General features: G+C 58.4%; 17 protein-coding genes. 10 read left to right on the forward strand and 7 right to left on the reverse strand.

Annotated elements, in window-relative coordinates; translation table 11 throughout:
- The first annotated feature begins 78 nt into the window (after window positions 1-78).
- The 4 genes from NCHU2750_RS22285 to NCHU2750_RS22300 are packed head-to-tail and all read left to right on the forward strand — an operon-like array spanning window position 79 to window position 4,603.
- Window positions 79-1,431: an LLM class flavin-dependent oxidoreductase gene (locus NCHU2750_RS22285; protein ID WP_119943953.1), complete on the forward strand. Its 1,353-nt coding sequence runs from the start codon at window positions 79-81 to the stop codon at window positions 1,429-1,431.
- A 35-nt stretch (window positions 1,432-1,466) separates the two neighbouring features.
- A complete protein-coding gene (locus tag NCHU2750_RS22290; protein WP_119944327.1) occupies window positions 1,467-2,006 on the forward strand; it encodes a flavin reductase family protein in 540 nt (179 codons plus the stop codon).
- A gap of 45 nt (window positions 2,007-2,051) precedes the next feature.
- Entirely contained in the window at window positions 2,052-3,182 is a 1,131-nt protein-coding gene (gene hisC, locus NCHU2750_RS22295) for a histidinol-phosphate transaminase (protein WP_119943954.1), read from the forward strand.
- Window positions 3,182-4,603 (forward strand): FAD-binding oxidoreductase, encoded by a 1,422-nt coding sequence (locus NCHU2750_RS22300; RefSeq protein ID WP_119943955.1) that lies wholly within the window; start codon window positions 3,182-3,184, stop codon window positions 4,601-4,603. The genes hisC and NCHU2750_RS22300 overlap by 1 nt, the downstream gene beginning before the upstream one ends.
- 108 nt (window positions 4,604-4,711) lie before the next feature.
- Here NCHU2750_RS22300 and NCHU2750_RS22305 read toward each other — a convergent pair whose 3' ends face one another.
- From NCHU2750_RS22305 to NCHU2750_RS22320, 4 genes are all read right to left on the reverse strand, one after another.
- Window positions 4,712-5,362, reverse strand: coding sequence for a GDSL-type esterase/lipase family protein (locus NCHU2750_RS22305; protein ID WP_119943956.1), 651 nt, complete (start codon window positions 5,360-5,362; stop codon window positions 4,712-4,714).
- Between the two features lie 4 nt (window positions 5,363-5,366).
- The gene (locus tag NCHU2750_RS22310) at window positions 5,367-6,197 is read right to left on the reverse strand and encodes an ABC transporter permease (protein WP_119943957.1); all 831 of its coding nucleotides are present in this window, start codon (window positions 6,195-6,197) and stop codon (window positions 5,367-5,369) included.
- Window positions 6,198-6,201: 4 nt separating this feature from the next.
- Entirely contained in the window at window positions 6,202-7,158 is a 957-nt protein-coding gene (locus NCHU2750_RS22315; protein WP_119943958.1) for an ABC transporter permease, read from the reverse strand.
- A gap of 109 nt (window positions 7,159-7,267) precedes the next feature.
- Window positions 7,268-8,818: an ABC transporter substrate-binding protein gene (locus NCHU2750_RS22320; protein ID WP_119943959.1), complete on the reverse strand. Its 1,551-nt coding sequence runs from the start codon at window positions 8,816-8,818 to the stop codon at window positions 7,268-7,270.
- A 321-nt stretch (window positions 8,819-9,139) separates the two neighbouring features.
- Between NCHU2750_RS22320 and NCHU2750_RS22325 the strand changes: the two genes are divergently transcribed.
- The 5 genes from NCHU2750_RS22325 (at window position 9,140) to NCHU2750_RS22345 (ending at window position 14,374) form a co-directional block, all read left to right on the forward strand.
- Entirely contained in the window at window positions 9,140-10,051 is a 912-nt protein-coding gene (locus tag NCHU2750_RS22325) for a LysR family transcriptional regulator (protein ID WP_119943960.1), read from the forward strand.
- A gap of 276 nt (window positions 10,052-10,327) precedes the next feature.
- Entirely contained in the window at window positions 10,328-11,968 is a 1,641-nt protein-coding gene (locus tag NCHU2750_RS22330; RefSeq protein ID WP_162939752.1) for an ABC transporter ATP-binding protein, read from the forward strand.
- A gap of 28 nt (window positions 11,969-11,996) precedes the next feature.
- Entirely contained in the window at window positions 11,997-12,719 is a 723-nt protein-coding gene (gene hutC / locus NCHU2750_RS22335; protein WP_119943961.1) for a histidine utilization transcriptional repressor HutC, read from the forward strand.
- Between the two features lie 188 nt (window positions 12,720-12,907).
- A complete protein-coding gene (locus tag NCHU2750_RS22340; RefSeq protein WP_245480474.1) occupies window positions 12,908-13,726 on the forward strand; it encodes a formylglycine-generating enzyme family protein in 819 nt (272 codons plus the stop codon).
- A 159-nt stretch (window positions 13,727-13,885) separates the two neighbouring features.
- Complete coding sequence (locus NCHU2750_RS22345; protein WP_119943963.1) at window positions 13,886-14,374, forward strand: RrF2 family transcriptional regulator; 489 nt, start codon at window positions 13,886-13,888, stop codon at window positions 14,372-14,374.
- 28 nt (window positions 14,375-14,402) lie between these two features.
- Here the strand turns inward: NCHU2750_RS22345 and NCHU2750_RS22350 are convergent, their stop codons facing one another.
- Window positions 14,403-15,545 carry a multidrug effflux MFS transporter gene (locus tag NCHU2750_RS22350; protein WP_245480475.1) on the reverse strand — a complete coding sequence of 381 codons (1,143 nt, stop codon included), beginning with the start codon at window positions 15,543-15,545 and terminating at the stop codon, window positions 14,403-14,405.
- Between the two features lie 564 nt (window positions 15,546-16,109).
- Here NCHU2750_RS22350 and NCHU2750_RS22355 point away from each other — a divergent pair.
- The gene (locus NCHU2750_RS22355; protein ID WP_502703870.1) at window positions 16,110-16,745 is read left to right on the forward strand and encodes a flavin reductase family protein; all 636 of its coding nucleotides are present in this window, start codon (window positions 16,110-16,112) and stop codon (window positions 16,743-16,745) included.
- 31 nt (window positions 16,746-16,776) lie between these two features.
- Here the strand turns inward: NCHU2750_RS22355 and NCHU2750_RS22360 are convergent, their stop codons facing one another.
- Together NCHU2750_RS22360 and NCHU2750_RS22365 are read right to left on the reverse strand one after the other, a co-directional pair.
- On the reverse strand, window positions 16,777-17,019 hold the full coding sequence (locus tag NCHU2750_RS22360; RefSeq protein WP_119943965.1) for a hypothetical protein: 243 nt from the start codon (window positions 17,017-17,019) through the stop codon (window positions 16,777-16,779).
- A 183-nt stretch (window positions 17,020-17,202) separates the two neighbouring features.
- A complete protein-coding gene (locus NCHU2750_RS22365) occupies window positions 17,203-18,666 on the reverse strand; it encodes an aldo/keto reductase (protein WP_119943966.1) in 1,464 nt (487 codons plus the stop codon).
- Window positions 18,667-18,669: the final 3 nt, after the last annotated feature.

An 18,669-nucleotide genomic window follows, 5' to 3' on the forward strand; every position in this document is an offset into this window, starting at 1 on the left:
TGCAAGTGGCCGTATTACTTCGGCCATCTTCGCAAAGCTTCTTGCATCCAATTCATCGGTATGTCGGGGAACTAAAAAATGGTTCGTGAAGATAAACTAAAGCTTGGAACTTTCGTCTATACATTTGGGTTTCATCCGGCCGCATGGCGACATCCGGATAGCGATGTAAATGGTGCAAACGACTTCAGTCACCTGCTCAATGTCGCCAAGATTTCCGAAGCTGCAAAGTTCGACTTCATGTTCATGGCGGATTCGCCGGCGGCCGGTATCGGTGATCCGGAGGCGCTGGCTCGCCAGCCCACGAAGATGAACCGTTTCGAGCCTCTTTCGCTGCTTTCCGCACTTTCCGTGACGACCGAAAATCTCGGCTTGGTGGCGACAGTTTCCACCAGCTACTATGAGCCCTTTAATGTTGCCCGTATTTTCGCGTCGATCGACCATCTGAGCGGTGGCCGTGTTTGCTGGAATGTCGTGACATCGGACCACAACGAGACGGGTTACAACTTCAATCGGGAAGGGCTTGATCCGCATGCCGTGCGTTACGAGCGCGGTGCCGAGTTCGTTGATGTCGTTTTCGGCCTCTGGGACAGTTTCGAAGCGGACGCGCTTGTTCTCGATCGAGAGAGCGGCGTCTATTACGACAAGAGCAAGCTCCATACCCTCAATCACAAGGGCAAGCATTTTCAGGTCCGCGGACCACTGAACATTGCCCGCTCACCGCAGGGACGGCCGGTTATTGCGCAGGCCGGCGGCTCCGAAGCCGGTATGGATCTGGCGGCGCGCACGGCAGAAGTCGTGTTCAGCCTAGCCTCGAACATCGACCGCAATCGCGCCTTCTACAAGAACGTCAAGGACCGCATGCCCGCCTATGGCCGCGATCCGAACGACCTGAAGATCATGCCCGGCGTGGTCATCAACGTCGGTGAGACCGAGGCCGAGGCACAGGCCAAGGTGAATTTCCTTATCGACAAGCTTCACCCGGATGTTGGCCGACTGATGTTGTCGGAGTTCCTTGAGGCTGATCTCTCGGGTGTTGCTCTCGACGAGCCGTTCCCGATGGATAGGCTTCCGGAGGCTCCGCGCGGCTCGCGGGCGCTGTTCGACGAGCTTGTTGATTTCGTGAAGAGCGGGAAGACGGTTGGCGAACTTATCCGTCACTATGCGGAAAAGCATACCGGCAATGGTATTACCGGGACACCGACGCAGATCGCCGATTTCATGGAAGAATGGTTCGAGACGCGTGCGGCCGACGGCTTCATCCTGATGTTCCCCACCTTGCCAGCCAGCCTGAATGATTTCGTCAAGCTCGTTCTTCCCGAATTGCGCCGCCGCGGGTTGTTTCGTGACGAATACGAAGGGTCGACCCTGCGCGAGAACCTTGGGCTGTCCATGCCCCTCAATCGCTTCAATCCCGCCAAGCGGTTGGCCTGAAGGATCTGGTAGAAATGTCGGTCGAGGTAACTTCGATGCCCAGCAACACAACAATAGTATCTGACAGCGATGCCACTTCGTTCGCTGTCAGTCAGGACACGTTCAAGGTCTCGATGCGGCATCTCGCCGGCGCGGTCAGTGTCATCACGGTCGGCCAGGGGGACGACCGTACCGGTTTCACCGCAACCTCGGTCTCGTCTTTGTCGGCCGATGAACCATCCGTGATCGTCAGCCTGAACCGAGGTTCGTCGTCATGGCCGGTTCTGCAACGCCATGGCCGTTTCTGCGTCAATGTCCTGGCACATGACCAGCAGCATGTCGCCCAGTCTTTTGCCGGCCACGGTGGGCGCAATGGTGTCAGCCGATATGAAGACGCACAATGGTCGACGATCGAGACGGGTTCGTTCGTGCTGGAGGACGCGCTGACGGCCCTTGATTGCGAACTCGTCGAAGCAATCGAGATGTATTCCCACGCCATCGTTATCAGCAGGGTAAAGGCGATAACGCTGCGACAGGATGCCGAACCTCTTCTCTACTGGAAGGGCGGATTTCACCATCTCGCCGCGTCTTCCTGACCATTGCCGCACATATGTCCAGACATAATCCGAAAGTGATGATTGATGTCCGCCAGTTCCTCCCAGCCCGGTATTCTGCCTAATCCAAACGTATCCGCCCTGCCTGTCTATCATGCAGGCATGAATATCGATCTTGCCCGTCGGCTGAGCGGGCATGACACGATTGCGGCGCTCGCCAGCAATGAGAACCCTTACGGCTGCTCGCCTCGTGTCATGGAAGCTCTGGGTTCGTCCAGCTTCAATCCATCGCGCTATTCGGATGCTGCCTGCACCGAGCTTCGCAATGAGCTCTCCCGCTTCCTGGACCATCCCGCCGACGCCATCGTCATCGGCAATGGATCAGAGGAAATGGTTGCGGCCATCTCGCGAGCTTTCCTTGTGCCGGGCGCATGTGCGCTTACAGTGACGCCAAGCTTCGGATTGCATGAGATCGAACCGCTCGCAGCTGGTGCCCGCGTGAAGAAGGTGCCGATGACGCCGGATATGCGTTTCGACATCGAGGCATTGGAGGCTGCGCTGGCGGAGGCGCCGGCCCTGTTTTTCCTGCCCGCGCCGTCGAACCCGGTCGGGGCAGCCTTAACAGGCGATGAGCTCGCGAGGCTGGTCGCCGCGACCCGGCCGCAGACGCTGTTCGTGCTGGATGAAGCCTATTTCGAGTTTATGGACGAAGGGCTTGCCGACGGCATGTCGCTGCTCCGCAACGGCGATCTTTCCACCGTCGTTCTGCGGACCTTTTCCAAGGCCTATGGCCTTGCGGGGTTGAGGGTTGGATATGCGGCCTGCTCCAATCCGGAAATTGCCCGCATCATCGCTGCAGCTAAGACACCGTTCAACGTCAATGCAGCAGCCCAGATTGCAGCTGTCGCCGCGTTGGCCGATCAGGCATGGATGAAAAATGCTGTCGAGCGAACTAAGTCGGAACGCGCGCGCGTCGCGAAAGAACTGACTGGGCTCGGCGTATTTGTCGCCCCTTCCCACACCAACTTTCTGTTTTTCAAGATAGACCTGCAAAGCAGCCGGACGGCAGAGGAACTGCTTTCCGACGGCATTATCGTCAAGGGTTGGCGCGAGGCGGGATATGAGACGTGGGTGCGTGTCACGATCGGCACCGCTGAGGAGAACGATCGTTTCCTGGCGTCGCTTCGCCGTATCCTCGGCATGACGGGTGAAAAGTGATGTCAGAGGCTGAATCTGCAACGATCCTCGATCCCGTCTTTCTGTCCGAGATCGAGGCGGCGATTGGGGCGAGCAACATTCGCGTCGGCAGTGCCATTCTCGACCTCGATCCTGGCGAGCATCCCGACAATCTCGGCGCCTCCGCGGTCGTCTCTCCTGGAAGCACCGAGGAAGTGGCTGCGGTCGTCAAGGCTTGCATCCGTCACAGTGTTCCCATCGTCCCACAGGGCGGACGAACGGGTCTTGTCGGTGGCAGCATTTCGAAAGCCGGGGGCATTGTCTTGTCCTTGCGGCGGATGAACGTCATCGAAACGCTCGATCCGATCGAAGCCGTTGCCGTGGTACAGGCGGGCACAACGTTGCAGTCTTTGCAGGAGGCGGCGCTGGCACAGCGCCTCGAACCGGGCATAGACCTCGCGGCACGCGGTTCCGCGACGACCGGTGGCATGGTGTCGACCAATGCTGGTGGTGTCATGGCGTTCCGAAATGGCGTCATGCGGCACCGAATTCTCGGACTGGAAGCGGTCCTGCCGGATGGATCGGTCTATAGCGATATGACGCGGGTGGTAAAAAACTCAGCCGGCTACGACCTCAAGCATCTGTTCATCGGCGCAGAAGGTACGCTCGGTATCGTTACTCGGGTAGCCATCAAGCTGGATCCTGTGCCGGCTGCAACGGCGACCGCGCTCATCGGCTTGCCGTCGACGGCCGCTGCCATTACCGCCATGCGACTTGCCAAGTCACCCAATAATGGCGTCTTGCAAGCTGCCGAAGTGCTGTGGAGCCGGTATTTCCGCTTCACCTCGGGGCACTTCGGCTGGCAGGCGACAGACTATGACATGGACAGCGCGGCCCATCTGGTGATCAGCCTCGGCGGTGCGGACGAAGCCTCGCTTCAGGCCGCCATCGGCGATATATATGAGGCGATCGTCGATCTGCACCCGGAAGCGACGGCGGTTCTGGCAAGCACCCAGGTGCAGGAACAAGAGCTTTGGAGACTTCGCGAGGAAACCTCGCTGATGTACCGACAGTTCCCAGGAGCGCCGTCTTACGACATTTCCATTCCGATCGGTGGCATCGAGGCTTTTCTCGACCGCGCCCTTGCTCAGCTTGCCGGCCTTGGCGAGGATCTCGATCCCTTCGTTTTCGGCCATCTCGCCGACGGCAATCTTCATATCGTTTTGAACAAGCCGGGCAGTTGGTTGACCGAGGGCCGCAGGCTGGCTGTCGAGGGAATTCTCTACGAAGACATTCGTGAAAAGGGTGGTTCCTTTTCTGCCGAGCACGGTGTCGGCTCCAAGCGGATCGGCGCTCTGGTCGCGACGGCCGACCAGACCAAGCTGATGCTGATGGCAGGGATCAAGAAGATGCTTGACCCGCAGAACCTGTTCAATCCGGGAAAGCTGTTTCCAAACAGCTAGTGCGCATGGTTTCACAGACGCATAAAAGGCGGGCCCCGGCCCGCCTTTTATGCGTCTGTCGTCAATGGATTAAGACGGTATTGCCGTGGGTACGGCGCCATTCCGGCACTAACTGCCGCTGGTGAGCAGGCCCGGCGTCGCCTTGAGAATACGAGCCCAGAGGCCGTAGGCACCCTCGGTGATATGGATGCGGTCGGCGACGTAATATTTGCTCATTGGCTTGCCGTTTTCACCGATCAGGCTGGACCCGACATCAACGAAATGCAGGTGGCCCGCCGAGGCGCATCTTTCGGCCACCAGCGCATTGAATTGGCGAACTTCGTCGGCGTAAATCCACTTCGCCGGGCTTTGTTTCGTCGACAGGCAGAATACCGGAATTTTACCGAAACTCGCTTCGATCTTCTCGATGAGCTTTTCAAACCGCGCGAAGGTCGAATGTGCCGTCAATCCGTCGTTGGAGATGTCGTTCTCGCCGAAATACAGCACGATACGGGAAGGCTTGAGAGGCATGAGAAGTCGGTCGAAATAATGTAGCGCGGTTGCATAGGTCCCACCGCCAAAACCCAGATTGACAGCATCGAGGCAGCCAAGATCTTCGCAGAGCCTCGTCCAGAAGAAGAAGGACGACGATCCGTAAAAGGCGATGGGCTCCTCCGGCCGGCCCAACCTCAAGGCCCGGCGTATGATGCCGTTGACGTCGTCATCATAAAGGGCCGACCCGACGTCAGCCGGTGGTACGAAGTTGCCGATCTCTGCCATGTGCTTACTTTCCAAGGATTTTGATGAAGCGATCGAGCCAGATGTTGATTGCCACGATCAGAATGGCAATCGCCAAGGCTGGAAAAAGGGGAGCAAGCACCCCGTAGGAAATCGCGCTGGCATTGTCGCGCACCATGCCACCGAGATCGGCTGCCGGCGGCTGGATTCCCAACCCGAGGAAGCTTAGCGACGCGATGAATAGGAAGGTAAAGCAGAAGCGGACGCCAAACTCGGTGATCAGCGGAACCCGCACGTTGGGCATTATCTCCTTGCGGATCAGCCAGGCGATGCCCTCTCCGCGCAGGCGTGCGGATTCGAAATATTCAAGCGAGGCGACATTCATCGCCACCAGACGGCTCAGGCGGAATACCCTGGTTGCCTCTATCACAGCGACGACAAGGATCAGCACAGGCAGCGACGTTCCCATGATGGCGAGTACCATCAGCGCCAGGATCAGGGTGGGAATTGCCATCAGCAGGTCGACGATGCGGCTGATGATCTGGTCGAACCATCCGCGCTCGATAGCCGCGGCAAAGCCGAGGCCGGCGCCGATGACGAAGCCGATAACGGTCGTCACCAATGAGATGACGATCGTATTGCGCGCCCCGAAAAGGATCCGGGAGAACACGTCGCGGCCCAGCTGATCGGTGCCCAGAAGGAAGGCCGCATTCTCGGACGTATCCTGCCAGAACGCGCCGCTCCAGTTCGATCCGACGATTTCGGTTTCAGGAAACGGTGCGACCCAATTGGCGAAAATGGATGCTAGCAGGAAAATGACCACGAAGGCACTGAACAGGATTTCCAGGCAGCGCTTGATCGAAAGAGATTTCAGCATGGTCTTATCTCGGATAACGCAGGCGTGGGTTGAAGACGATCGCCAGAACGTCGGCGGAGAGATTGAGAACGATATAGATGGCGGCGAATATCAAACAGCTTGCCTGCACCACGGGAAGGTCTCGCTTCGATACGGAATCGACAAGGAACTGGCCAAGCCCCGGATAGACAAAGATCACTTCGATCACGACCACGCCGACGATAAGATAGGCAAGGTTTACGATGATGACGTTGATGATCGGAGACATAGCGTTGGGCATCGCATGGCGCCATATGCGACGCGATCTGCTTATACCCTTCAAGGCGGCCATTTCCATGTAAGGGCTGGACATGACGTCGAGGATGGCGGCCCGGATCATTCGCATCATGTGGGCAGTCACGGCAAAGGAGAGCGTGATTGCCGGCAGCGCCAGGGTTTCGATCCAGGTTGCCAGAGGCTCGTCGCCAGATAGGGCAGCGATCGGCGGGAAGATCGGATAGTAGACGGCAAATATCGCCACAAGCGTATAGGCCACGAAGAATTCCGGCATCGAGATTGCGCTGAGCGTCACGATGGAGACAAGCTTGTCATAAAAGCTGTCGCGATAGAGCGCGGATGTCACGCCAAGGACAAGGGCGAGCGGAACCGCAATCAATGCCGCATAGGCCGCCAGTATCATCGTGTTGAGTATCCTGAACCCGATCAGGTCGCTAACCGGCAGCTTGGTCGCGAGCGACTTGCCGAGATCTCCGTGCAGAAGCGCCATGGTCCACTGCCCGAACCTTATATAGGCGGGCACATTCAAGCCAAGTTGCTCCCGCAGAGCAGCCAGTGTCTCGGGGGTTGCTTCCGGACCAAGGATGCCACGGGCGATGTCGCCCGGCAGTGCCTGCACGGCAAAGAAAATGATCGCCGCGATGAGGCACAGGGTAAGAATGCCGAGGGCCACCCGTTGCAGCAGGAGTCGTATGATTGAGTTCACGCGCTCTATCCAGTTGCCTTACGCCGACATTGGGACACAGTCGGTGCTCGGCGGTATCATTGCAAGACGGAAACGTGACGGCTCAGGAGAGCCGTCACGTTAGGCGTTGTCAGGCGAACCACCACCGCTCGGCCGCGCGGGAGCCATCCATCGCCCAGTCGGTGCCGACCGGATCGAATGCGATCTTCTTGCTGGTCGCATAGACGAAATTGGCGAATGCGAACACGATGGCGCCACCGTCGTCGTGAATGATCTGCTGCAGATCGTAATACATCTGCCGACGCTTGGTTTCGTCCAGTTCCTGGCGGGCGGCGACAACCAGCTGGTCGACCTTCGGGTCGGACATGTGGGTTTCGTTCCACTTCGCCTTGATGGCATCCGTGGTGTACACTCCGCCGATCGCGACGTCTTCTGTGATGCGTCCACTCCATCGCGCCGCGCAGAACGGCTTGTGGAACCAGACGTTATCCCAGTAACCGTCTTCCGGAACCTTGTTCACATCGATGTTGATGCCGGCCTTCGCAGCCTGTTCCTTGTAGAGGACTGCGCTGTCCGTCGCGCCGGCAAACGGCGTTTCGGAGACGAAGAGTTGGGTTGCCAGGGAGTCCATGCCGGCCTTCTTCAAGAGCGACTTGGCCCTGTCCGGGTCATAGGTGCGTTGCTCGATGTCGGGATTGAAGTAGCGATAGGACGAGTTGATCGGCTGGTCGTTGCCCACGGTGCCGAAGCCGTTCAGGATGCGGTTGACCATGCCCTCGCGGTCGATCGCGTATTTCATGGCGAGCCGAACGTTAGGATCCTTGAAGGGATCGGCGTCCATCAGCATCGGGAAAACGTAATGGGCCTTGCTCGGGACGCTGACGAGGTTGACCATCGGGCTGCGCGCCAGAAGCTTGGCGGTCTTCACATCTGCCGAGTTGAACGCATCGATCTGGCCGGCCTGAAGTGCGGCCGCGCGGGCAGAGGCATCCTTGATGCAGATGAGCTCGATGGAATCGAAATTGCCGCGGTTCGGCTTCCAGTATTTCTGGTTGCGCGTGGCGGTCATCCGAACGCCGGGTTCGAACTTGTCCAGCACGTAGGCGCCGGTACCCACTGCCTTGGTGAAGTCTGTGAAGCCGTTGGGAACGATGGAAAGCGCCGGCATGGACAGGATGGCCGGAAGGTTGACGTTCCCCCGTTTCAGCTTGAAGGTTACTTCCAATGGGCCGGTGGCTGTGATGGTATCGACGTCGGCGAGAAGCGGCTTTGCACCGGATGGTGTGTTCGGGCCAAAATGCAGATTTATGGAATAAACGACGTCGTCTGCTGTCAGCGACTTGCCGTTATGAAACTCCACGCCCGAGCGGATCTTGAAGACCCAGGTCTTGGCGTCGGACGAGCCTTCCCATGAGGTGGCGAGCTCGGGGACGAGGTCACCGTTCTGGCCGACTTCTACGAGGCAGTTGTAGATCGCCAGATATGCGTTCTGCTGGTACTGGGTCGCGGAGTAGGGAGGGTTAAGCGTGTCGGTCGTGGCAAAGTCGCCCATGCCGAGACGGAAGTGGCCTCCCTTCTTGGGCGTTGCGCCGAATGCAGTGCCTTTAAGCGCCAGCGAAGCCGCGGTTGCTGCAGCCCCCATCATGAATGTGCGTCGATCGATCGAGAAGTCGTGAACCATTGCGTTCCCCTTATTGGTTTATTGAAGCAATTGAACTTGCCGGTGGATTTGCTGCCGGATTGGGCGCGGCGATGTCTTTGCGGCGTCCCTGAATGGTCTCCTGTTTGACATTTGTCAGTGAAATGCTAGTTCGGAGTCGAATTATTGTCTATACAATAATTCGACTTTCGATACCGCGCTGCGGCTCAGGTTTGCAGGTTCTCCGGTGCCTTTGCTCTGCCGTTAAGTGGTGGGCAAGTTTTTGACAAACGACAAGTCGCGTTGGCTTGCTTTTCGTTTTAGTTTTTCTAAAATACCGGTCGCCATTGGAACGAAGATCGAGTGATCCCGTATTTAAAAGCTCTTCAGGTGTTCGAGGCTGTTGGAACCCACGGCAGCGTCACGGCCGCGGCCCGCATACTTGGAGTATCGCCGGGCGCGGTGAGCCAGCAGATTCACAAACTCGAAGATCATCTCGGCATAACCCTCCTGGAACGTGGCGGGCGAAGGATGGAGCTGACGTCCTGGGGGCGCGTCTATCACGCCGAAATCAAGTTGGGCTTTGACCAGCTCGCAAACGCGCAGAACGTCTTGAAACGCGCGCGGAACGATAGCGGGATTACGCTGAGTTCACTGACCTCGGTCATCAATAAATGGATGGGTCGCAAGATTTTCGACTGGCAGGCGCTCAATCCTGGTGTGGCCATCCAGCTCGTCGGCACGGAGCGAGAGCCAAAGCTCGGAGAGGAGGAGGTCGATTTCCGGATCTATTACGGTTCTCAAGTGCACCACGAACACTATGTCGAGCTTTTCACCGATTGGGTTGTGCCGGCGTGTGCCCCGGGATTGATCAAGGCCGATCCGCCGAACGAGCCGGCAGATATTCTTAATCATCCGCTGCTCCACATCGTTTGGGCCAACATTTATACGCCCGCTCCGAGCTGGGCAGACTGGGCCAAAAGCATAGGCAGCCATCGTCGTGTCGGAGAGGGTGGATTGTCGTACCAGCTATCGAGCAGTGCAATTGATGCGGCGGTCGCAGGCAGGGGATTTGTGCTCGCCCAGTTGGCCCTCATTGCCGACGAGTTGGAAACAGGTCGCCTTGTCGTTCCGTTTGATCATCGCCTGAAACTGTCTGATCCATATCTGCTGGCTTGGAACAGGGCATCGCTCGAAAAGCCGTTTGCCCAGGAATTCAAGCGCTGGATCATTACTGCCGGAAAGAAGCAGGCTAGGCTCTCGGCGCCGCAATGATCAGCATGTCGCCTAACGGAGCGAAGTAGCTCGTCGGCATGGAATTGACTTTCAAATGTATATACGAATAAGCTGCAAAATAGTGAAAGCTGCAAGGGCCCGATGGCACCTATCAGTCATCGACACGCATGATTTCGCTATGGCCTGTCGGAGGCTGATATGTGCCGAGAAGGGTGGCTGTCGTGGCGGGAAATACCGGTTTGTGTTGGGCCTGATATCCTAAGCGTTGTGCGGCCTGAGCTGGACGGAACATTACCAAGAAAGGCAAAGCCCGAGATGTCTCAATCCGATCAGGCCGATATCAAGGCCCCGCTTCTGTCCATCCGGGACCTGCGCATTGAAGTGCGCAGTGGCGACGGGTGGCGCGAGGTTGTGCATGGCGTATCGCTGGATGTTCGCCGAGGCGATATTCTGGGCGTCATCGGAGAATCGGGCGCTGGCAAATCGACCATTGGCCTTGCGGCCATGGGTTATGCGAGAGAGGGTGGCCGTATTGCGTCCGGCTCGGTCATTTTTGATGGTGTCGAGGTCACTGAGCTTGGTGAAAAGGCGCTGGAGAAGATCCGCGGCGTTCGCATAGCCTATGTCGCCCAGTCGGCTGCAAGCTTCTTCAATCCCGCTCATACGTTGCTCGATCAGTTCTGCGAGGTTCTGTTGCGGCGCAATATGATGTCCAAGGCGGATGCGCGAGCCAAGGGGCAGCGCATCTATCGGGAACTGGGGCTACCCGATCCGGACAATATCGGCGATCGATATCCGCATCAGTTGTCCGGTGGCCAGTTGCAGCGCGCGATGATTGCCATGGCCATGGCGACAGATCCTGACCTGATCATTTTCGACGAGCCAACGACGGCGCTTGATGTCACGACGCAGTTGGATGTGATTGCGTCGATCCGCGATACGCTGGCGAAGAGCTCGGCGGCTGCCATTTACATCAGTCACGACCTTGCACTCGTGGCGCAGGTGGCCACTCACATTGCAGTCATGCGCCATGGCGATCTTGTGGAATATGCGCCGACGCGCGAATTACTTGCCGCGCCCAAGGAAAACTACACCGCCGAACTCATCCGTGAGAAAGTCCCGGCTATTGCGGCCTCAACAGTCGAGAAGGGGCGCTATCCGGTCCTGCACGTGGAGAAAATTTCCGCCGGCTACGGCAATGTCGTCAATGTTCTGCAGGACATAGATCTGAAGATCGATCGCGGCAGCACGGTAGCCGTTGTCGGCGAGTCCGGCTCCGGAAAATCGACGCTGGCCCGTGTGATCTGCGGATTGTTGCCGGCGGCCTCCGGACACATGCTGTTCAACAATCGCGAACTTGAGCCCGACTTCAGGAAACGCAGCCGCGACACGCTACGGCGGATCCAGCTTGTCTATCAAATGCCCGACCTCGCATTGAACCCGCGCCTCAAGATTGGAGAAGTCATCGGGCGGCCGCTCGAATTCTATCATGGCCTCAGCGGAGCCAAGAACAAGGCTCGCGTGATCGAATTGCTGGAGACGCTGGAGCTGAAGCCGGAATATTTCGACCGCTATCAGAGCCAGCTCTCGGGTGGTGAAAAGCAACGTGTTTCCATCGCCCGCGCACTTGCCGCCGAGCCGGACCTGATCATTTGCGACGAGATCACATCTGCGCTTGACCAGTTGGTCGCGGCGGAAGTGCTGAAGACGATGGCTCGCCTGAAGAGCGAATTCGGGGTGAGCTACATGTTCATTACCCACGACATGAACACCGTCAAGGCGATCGCCGACGATGTCGTCGTCATGCGCCATGGAAAGGTTCTGGATCAGGGACCAAAGACCGCAGTGTTCTCGCCTCCGTACAACGCGTATACGGAGCTGCTGTTGACGTCGACGCCGGAGATGGATCCAGATTGGCTTGACCGGGCGATGCAAGGACGCAGGACGTTGCTGTAGATGATGATTTGACATTGGGGGAGATGTCGTGACTTCGATGCACCAGAGGATCTTCGACGATATCGAGCAGAAGATCGTCACCGGCAGCTGGCCTCCAGGCGCTCGCGTGCCCCCCGAACACGAATTGGAGGGCACATATAATTGCTCGCGGATGACGGTGAACAAGGCGCTTTCGGCGCTCGCCAGCCGTGGCATGATCGTGCGACGCCGGCGCATCGGATCGTTTGTATCCCGGCCTCAGATCGATCGAACTGTGCTCGATATCCAGGATATCGGCGTCGAGGCCCGCAAGGCCGGTCATACGCACAGCTATCGGATACTGATGCGAAAGGTCGACAGGCTCAGCGAGGCGGAAGCGGAGAAGACCGGAGAAAAGAAGGGTATCGAGGTCCTCCGCTTGGAATGCCTGCATTTCGTCGACGGGAAGCCGAACGCGTTGGAGCAGCGCATCATCATGTTGGATCTGGTCCCGCGCGCGCGCTTCGAAACATTCGAAAGTACCCCTCCCGCCAGCTGGTTGCTGGACCAACTGCCATGGTCTCAGGCGAGGCACGTCATCCGCGCCGTTCTCGCCGACAAGGCAGCGGCAAAACTGCTTGAGATCGAACGCAGCGAACCATGCCTCCTGCTCGTGCGTCAGACATGGCAGAATGATAGGACCGTCACCTATGTCGAAATGGTGCACCCCGGTGACCGGTATCAATTCGCGGGTATGCTTTCGCCTTCCGGGAGCGCGATGAACGCCGAATAGCACACCTACCTTGGCTTTATGGACCGATGGAGAACGCAATGGGCTCATGTTGCTCGAGTGGCGGGCGTCAGAATGAGGCCGGGGCTTTGCCAACCCGGCAGGAATGGCAGCCTATAAATCGGCTGACGCCTCTCCGAACAGGCCGCAGCGCGTGCGATGTCATTGCCGTAAAGGGTGGTGCAACCTTCGTGGGCACCAGCGAGCCGGTTTTGCCGATGGATGGCGAGGGCCCCAGGCGTGCCATCACTCTCGATGATTTCTATCTGGAAGCCGAAGCGGTGACTGTGGCACGGTTTGCTGAATTCGTGGAGAGCACCGGTTATGTCACCGAGGCCGAAACATTCGGATGCTCGGCCGTGTTCTCTGGCCTTTTGCCAGATGCTGCCCGCGCGACACATAATATTGCGGGGACACCCCGGTGGATGCAGATCGACGCTGCGTCGTGGAACAGGCCGGAGGGACCCGGAAGCTCGACCGGGGACCGCCTGGAGCATCCGGTGACGCAGGTCTCATGGAATGATGCGATGGCTTTTGCAGCTTGGGCGGGAGGTCGCCTGCCGACCGAGGCGGAGTGGGAACATGCCGCCCGCGGAGGAAACCGTAGCCGTCGTTACCCCTGGGGAGATGCCGAGCCGCGTGACGATACGATCTTCTGCAATATCTGGCAGGGCCGTTTTCCGCATGAGAACACGTTGGCGGATGGCTTCTTAGGCACCGCGCCCGCCCGCAGCTATGACCCTACGGATGACGGCTTCTATAATCTGGCTGGCAATGTCTGGGAGTGGACTGCCGAGCCATTTCGCGTCCGCTCGGTGTCGAAGGCGGCCAAGATCCGTAACCTGCAGGCCGCGAAGAACATCGAAAAAATCCTCAAGGGCGGCTCCTTCCTGTGTCATGAGAGCTATTGCTATCGCTATAGGATCGCTGCGCGGATTGGTCTGTCGCCCGATAGCGCTGCCAGCAACGTTGGCTTCCGGTTGGCATATGACAGAATGCCGGCGATGTGATGAAGGGCGCGGGCCGACCGCGGACTGATGAACCCTCGGATTACTCCCGCCTGAGCCCGTTCAGCCGGCAATGCTTGCCTTGGAAGCGTACATTTACATATTTTCTAGATAGGGATATTTATTGTCCTTAATGCGAATTTCATGCCCGGATGCCTTTGAATGATCCTGAAGAGTCAAGTGGAGTGGGCGCTGCATTGCTGTGCCGTTCTGTCGGGCCTGCCGGAAGGCCGGTACCTGTCCACGAAAGCCCTTGCCGAATTCCACGGGCTGCCGAAGGAATATCTTTCCAAAGCGCTTCAAAGCCTGTCGCAGGCGGGCCTCGTCGATACGACGCTTGGTCCCTCTGGTGGGTACCGTTTGGCGAAGGCGCCATCGGAACTGACATTCCTGGACGTCGTCGAGGCTGTCGAGGGCGCCGGCAGAACATTCGTCTGCCAGAATATCAGGGAGAACAATCCCTGCAGACCCAAAGGCTATTGCGACGATGGACCGTGCGCGGTTGCCCGGGTGATGTGGGAAGCCGACGAGGCTTGGCGGGCTGCTCTTCGCAAGGTGACCTTTGCCGATCTCGGCAAGACGCTGGAGGCGGAGATCGATCCGTCGATCTGGGCGGGGACTTTCCAATGGGTTCTCAGACGGGCTGGCTAAAAGATCCAGCCATTCGCAATCGGCCCGATCAAACTTCCATGGCTGTCGCGGCGGGCGCTTTCTTGTTGGTCCAGAAGACGCAAGCCAGCGTCAGCACGCAGAAAAACAGCATCGTACCGGTCATCGATAGAGCGCCCAAATCGACCAGTGATTTCACGATGATGCTGCCGATTGCGCCCATGCCCATGATCATTGCATTCATCAGCGCCGAGGCCGCCCCGGCGACATGGGCAACCGGCTGTAGCGCCGCTTGCTGTACGTTGGGCTGCAGTAGGCCGAAGGAAAATGCATTCACCACAAGCAGCACGCCGAGAATTTCCACTGTCAGCAGGTGCGTGATACTCAGTACGGCACCGATGAGCATCGAGATGACAGAGGCCGTCGCCGCTGTGACCACAAGCTTGAACGGATCAACCGCCCGCTTGTTAAGCGCGGCCGAGACTGCCGAAGCCGCCATGATTCCCGCGCCGCACATGCCGAACATCAGGGCATAAACCTGAGGCGATACGTCAAACACGCTGATCACCACAAGCGATGAGCCGGCGACATAGGAAAAGTGGCTGCCGAAATTGAGCGCCAGCACCATCACGTTGCCAATGGCCGTGCGATTGCGCAGGATCTGGCCAAAGCTTTGGATCATGCCAATACGCGGACTTGTCTGCGTTCGCTTTGGCGCCGTCTCGGGTAGGAAAAGCGTGACGGCGATGAACAGCGCGGAACTCCCCGCGGTCATGAAGCCATAGATCCAGCGCCAATCGCCGACTGTCATCAAAAAGGCGCCGACGGAAGGCGCCAGCATGGGGCCGAGGGTTCGAAAGACTGCCGCGGTGGACAGGAGTGTCCGCGCTTTCACTCCCTCATGGCAGTCACGGATCAGGCTAAGCGCCAGAACGGGTCCCGCGCCGGCACTCATTCCCTGCAAAAGGCGCCAGGCAAGGAGGTGTTCGATGGAGCCGGTCAACATGCAGAAGATACTGGCAATCGCATAAATGCCGCAGCCAACAATAAGTACCGGTCGTCGCCCGACGCGATCAGACAATGGACCGTAGAGAAGCGGTGCCACCGAGAAGCCGAGGAGAAACGTCGTAAGCGTCAGAGCCACGGTCGATGGCTCGGTTTTCAAAGCGTCAGCCATCATGTCGAAAGCGGGCAAGCCGACATCGATGGACATGGAGGGAAACGCCATCAGGGCGCCGCAGAGCGCCGTAAAGGCAACGGAATTGGGAGAAATGCGCACGGTCGGGAGAAGGTAGGACTTGGATAAATGAGGGTATGACATTCGGAATATCTTCGGAACTTCCCATAGTCCACCAATCGTGGCGATTAACTTGCATCGTCAGGGCGCGCCTCGCACGTTTAAGTAAGGCCTCGGAGATTGCGTTCCGGCGACGTCTTTCGTCAGAAGCGTTCGCTGTGGTATCGCAAAGGCATGTCATACAGGGCATTCGGTGGCCAATCGCCGAACTTCGGAGCCGCCAGTGCTCCATTGGCCGGCCATTGGATGAGTGGCAACTTGTCGCAGTCACGTGTCTCAGTTGCCAAAACTCAACCCGTCTAGGGAATGGAACCCAAAAGCTGCACTGATCGGAATTCTGCGTCGAATGGCGTACTGGATGCCAAATTCCTTGCCGGCTGCTCTTTCGCCGCTGCCGTATCCATAAGAGATTGGCTGGCTGTGATATCGATTAGTCGCGGGCCCTCTACGCCGTGTGCATCAAAGGAATGAACAATGACAATGAATTTTTCCCGGTCGGAAACAGGCGAGCGCATGGGGTTCGATTTTACCTCGTTGACCGCGCGCGAGAGGTACAAGCTGATGATCGGCACCATCATTCCACGACCGATTGCCCTGGTGACGACCGTTGACGAGGAGGGCCGTGTCAATGCTGCGCCGTTCAGCTTCTTCAACTGCCTTTCGGCGGATCCGCCGATCCTTGCGCTCGGTGTCGAGAACAATCCCGACATGTCGTTCAAGGACACGGGCCACAATATCCGCATGACCGAGGTCTTCACCGTAAATATCGTGTCATTCGCGATTGGCGAGGCGATGCATGTCTGTGCCGCCAAGTATCCGCGTGGTATCGATGAACTGAAGCAGGCAGGCCTGACGGCTATGCCGGGCACGAAGATCGCCGCGCCCTATATCAAGGAAGCGCCTGCTGCCTTCGAATGCAGGCGTCATGTGACGCTGGAGCTTGGAAGATCGCGCCAGATCATCATGGGCGAGATCGTCTTCGCCCATTACCAGGATGGTGTTGTCGATGAAAATCTGCATGTCGACCCGGCCGGTATCGATGCCATCGCAAGGCTTGGCGGGGATACCTGCGCCACGATCCGCGATCGGTTCGAGATGTTTACGCCGAAGCTGTGAAATGGTCACCCGACCGGCTTGGCAACATATTTCAAAGCCAACCGGCCAATCCCGAACCCGCCGTTGTCGTCGCCTGGAAATCAACACCGAGAAACCAGGCGCCGACAGCAAGAACAGCGATCAGAACTGATATCGACGGCCCGAAATCTGTAGCCAGTATGTAGCTTACACGGATCAGGTCGTTCGGATGAAAGAAGTCTCGCAACATGAGATCGCCGCCATAGCGTGAAATGAACGAGACCCAAACGCCGTTGGACGCAGAGAGTTCCGGCAATGTGTCACATATCATGCATGACGATTGAGCCACGCGCGGACAGCCGCTGGAAGCAAGGGATCGCGAGCGACATCATCTCGCTCCGCACGACCTTGCCCATGGCTTTGAGGCCATTTCGTAGTCGGGCCGACCTCAAGCGGCACGACACACCAGGGCCAGTTGACGCCACGCAGTGAACTTGCCTTAGGCGCAGATAGCTTCCGCCTCGATCTCGACCTCATAATCGCCGACGAGATTGCCGGCCTCAATGAGCGTGTTGGCGGGCAGGACGGTCGAAAACATCCGGCCATGGGCGCGCGACACCGGCTCCCACTGGTTCGCGTCGCGCAGGTAGACCCGGGTACGCACGACATCCTCCATACTGCCGCCGAGTGCAGAGATCGACGCGGCAATCTTGTCGAGAATATAGGTTGCCTGGGCGCCCGGATTGCCCGGTGCGACGCAGCGATCGGCTGCATGGGTCGCCGTCGTGCCGGAAACCAATATCCGGTCGCCGATCCTGACTGCTCTGCTATAGCCGGCGATGGGTTCCCAGACGCTGCCGGAGGAGACGCGCATGCGGTTCGGCCTGCCAGGGACCGGTTCTGCGGTGTAGATGGAAGGAATGGCGTCGAGATGGTGGCTCAGGTCTCCGGAGGCGGTCAGGAAGGGCGGCTTGCGATATTCGTCGCCGCAATCGCCGGGGATTGGCTTCGTGGCGGCAAAGGCAGTATCGAGCGCTGCCTTGTCCTCGTCGTCGAGCTTGAAGGAAAAGACCTTGAGGTTGTCGTCGCGGTGTTCGCTCTCGCCGAGCCGCGCACCGATGATTGTTGCCGCCACTGCCTTATGCTCAAGCACCCACCGGCTGGCGACGTTGGAGATCGAAACCCCGTGCTTGCGGGCGATATCGCCGGCTGCCTTGAGGATGCCCTGAAATCCTTCCCAGCCGCCTGCAGCGTCGATGAAGCGCTTGTATTTCGAACGGCTCCAATCGGCGATTTCGCTCGGTTCGGATCTGCCAAGCCACTTTTCCGAGAGGAACCCACCGCAGAGCGTGCCATACGCAAGCAGTTTGACGCCACTCTTCGCACAAAGGTGGGAAAGGGCGCCACCCGCCCGGCGATCCACGAGCGAGAAGGAGATCTGGTTGGTCGCGATCTCTATGCCGTCGGCGAGCGCCACTGCGAGATGGGCGGCGTCGAAATTGGTGAGGCCGAGTGCGGTAATGAGGCCCTCTTCCTTCATCTTCTGCATCTCATGCAGCGCATCGAGCCAGGCCGGATGTTCGAATGTCCACCAATGGAACTGCAGGAGATCAATCCGGTCGGTATCTAGCCGGCGCAGCCGCTCCTCAACGCCGCGGCGCACCACGCCCCGGGTCATCGGACCCGGCTCCGGGCACCACTTGGTGAAGGCGACTGGACGTTTCGATGCGTCGGAATAGCGGGAGAGCAGCCGGCCGGTGATAAGTTCTGCGGAGCCATAGTGATCGGCCATGTCGAACGTATCGAAGCCGGCTTGGGCATAGGCCTGCAGGGCGGTTGCACCGACTTCCGGGTCGATCACCGCGCCGTTCTTCTCGATATCGGCGACCTGCCAGAGACCGCAGACAAGGCGGCTGATTGAAAGGCCAGCTGCGATCGAGATGCGTTCGGGGGATTGGCTCATTGT

The organism is Neorhizobium sp. NCHU2750, assembly GCF_003597675.1.
Taxonomy (GTDB): Bacteria; Pseudomonadota; Alphaproteobacteria; order Rhizobiales; family Rhizobiaceae; genus Neorhizobium.

Coding starts and splice junctions, on each gene's coding strand:
- NCHU2750_RS22285 (WP_119943953.1), top strand. CDS start 79: ATGGTTCGTGAAGATAAACTAAAGCTTGGAACTTTCGTCTATACATTT.
- NCHU2750_RS22290 (WP_119944327.1), top strand. CDS start 1,467: ATGCCCAGCAACACAACAATAGTATCTGACAGCGATGCCACTTCGTTC.
- hisC (WP_119943954.1), top strand. CDS start 2,052: ATGTCCGCCAGTTCCTCCCAGCCCGGTATTCTGCCTAATCCAAACGTA.
- NCHU2750_RS22300 (WP_119943955.1), top strand. CDS start 3,182: ATGTCAGAGGCTGAATCTGCAACGATCCTCGATCCCGTCTTTCTGTCC.
- NCHU2750_RS22305 (WP_119943956.1), bottom strand. CDS start 5,362: ATGGCAGAGATCGGCAACTTCGTACCACCGGCTGACGTCGGGTCGGCC.
- NCHU2750_RS22310 (WP_119943957.1), bottom strand. CDS start 6,197: ATGCTGAAATCTCTTTCGATCAAGCGCTGCCTGGAAATCCTGTTCAGT.
- NCHU2750_RS22320 (WP_119943959.1), bottom strand. CDS start 8,818: ATGGTTCACGACTTCTCGATCGATCGACGCACATTCATGATGGGGGCT.
- NCHU2750_RS22330 (WP_162939752.1), top strand. CDS start 10,328: ATGTCTCAATCCGATCAGGCCGATATCAAGGCCCCGCTTCTGTCCATC.
- NCHU2750_RS22345 (WP_119943963.1), top strand. CDS start 13,886: ATGATCCTGAAGAGTCAAGTGGAGTGGGCGCTGCATTGCTGTGCCGTT.
- NCHU2750_RS22350 (WP_245480475.1), bottom strand. CDS start 15,545: ATGTCCATCGATGTCGGCTTGCCCGCTTTCGACATGATGGCTGACGCT.
- NCHU2750_RS22355 (WP_502703870.1), top strand. CDS start 16,110: ATGAATTTTTCCCGGTCGGAAACAGGCGAGCGCATGGGGTTCGATTTT.
- NCHU2750_RS22365 (WP_119943966.1), bottom strand. CDS start 18,666: ATGAGCCAATCCCCCGAACGCATCTCGATCGCAGCTGGCCTTTCAATC.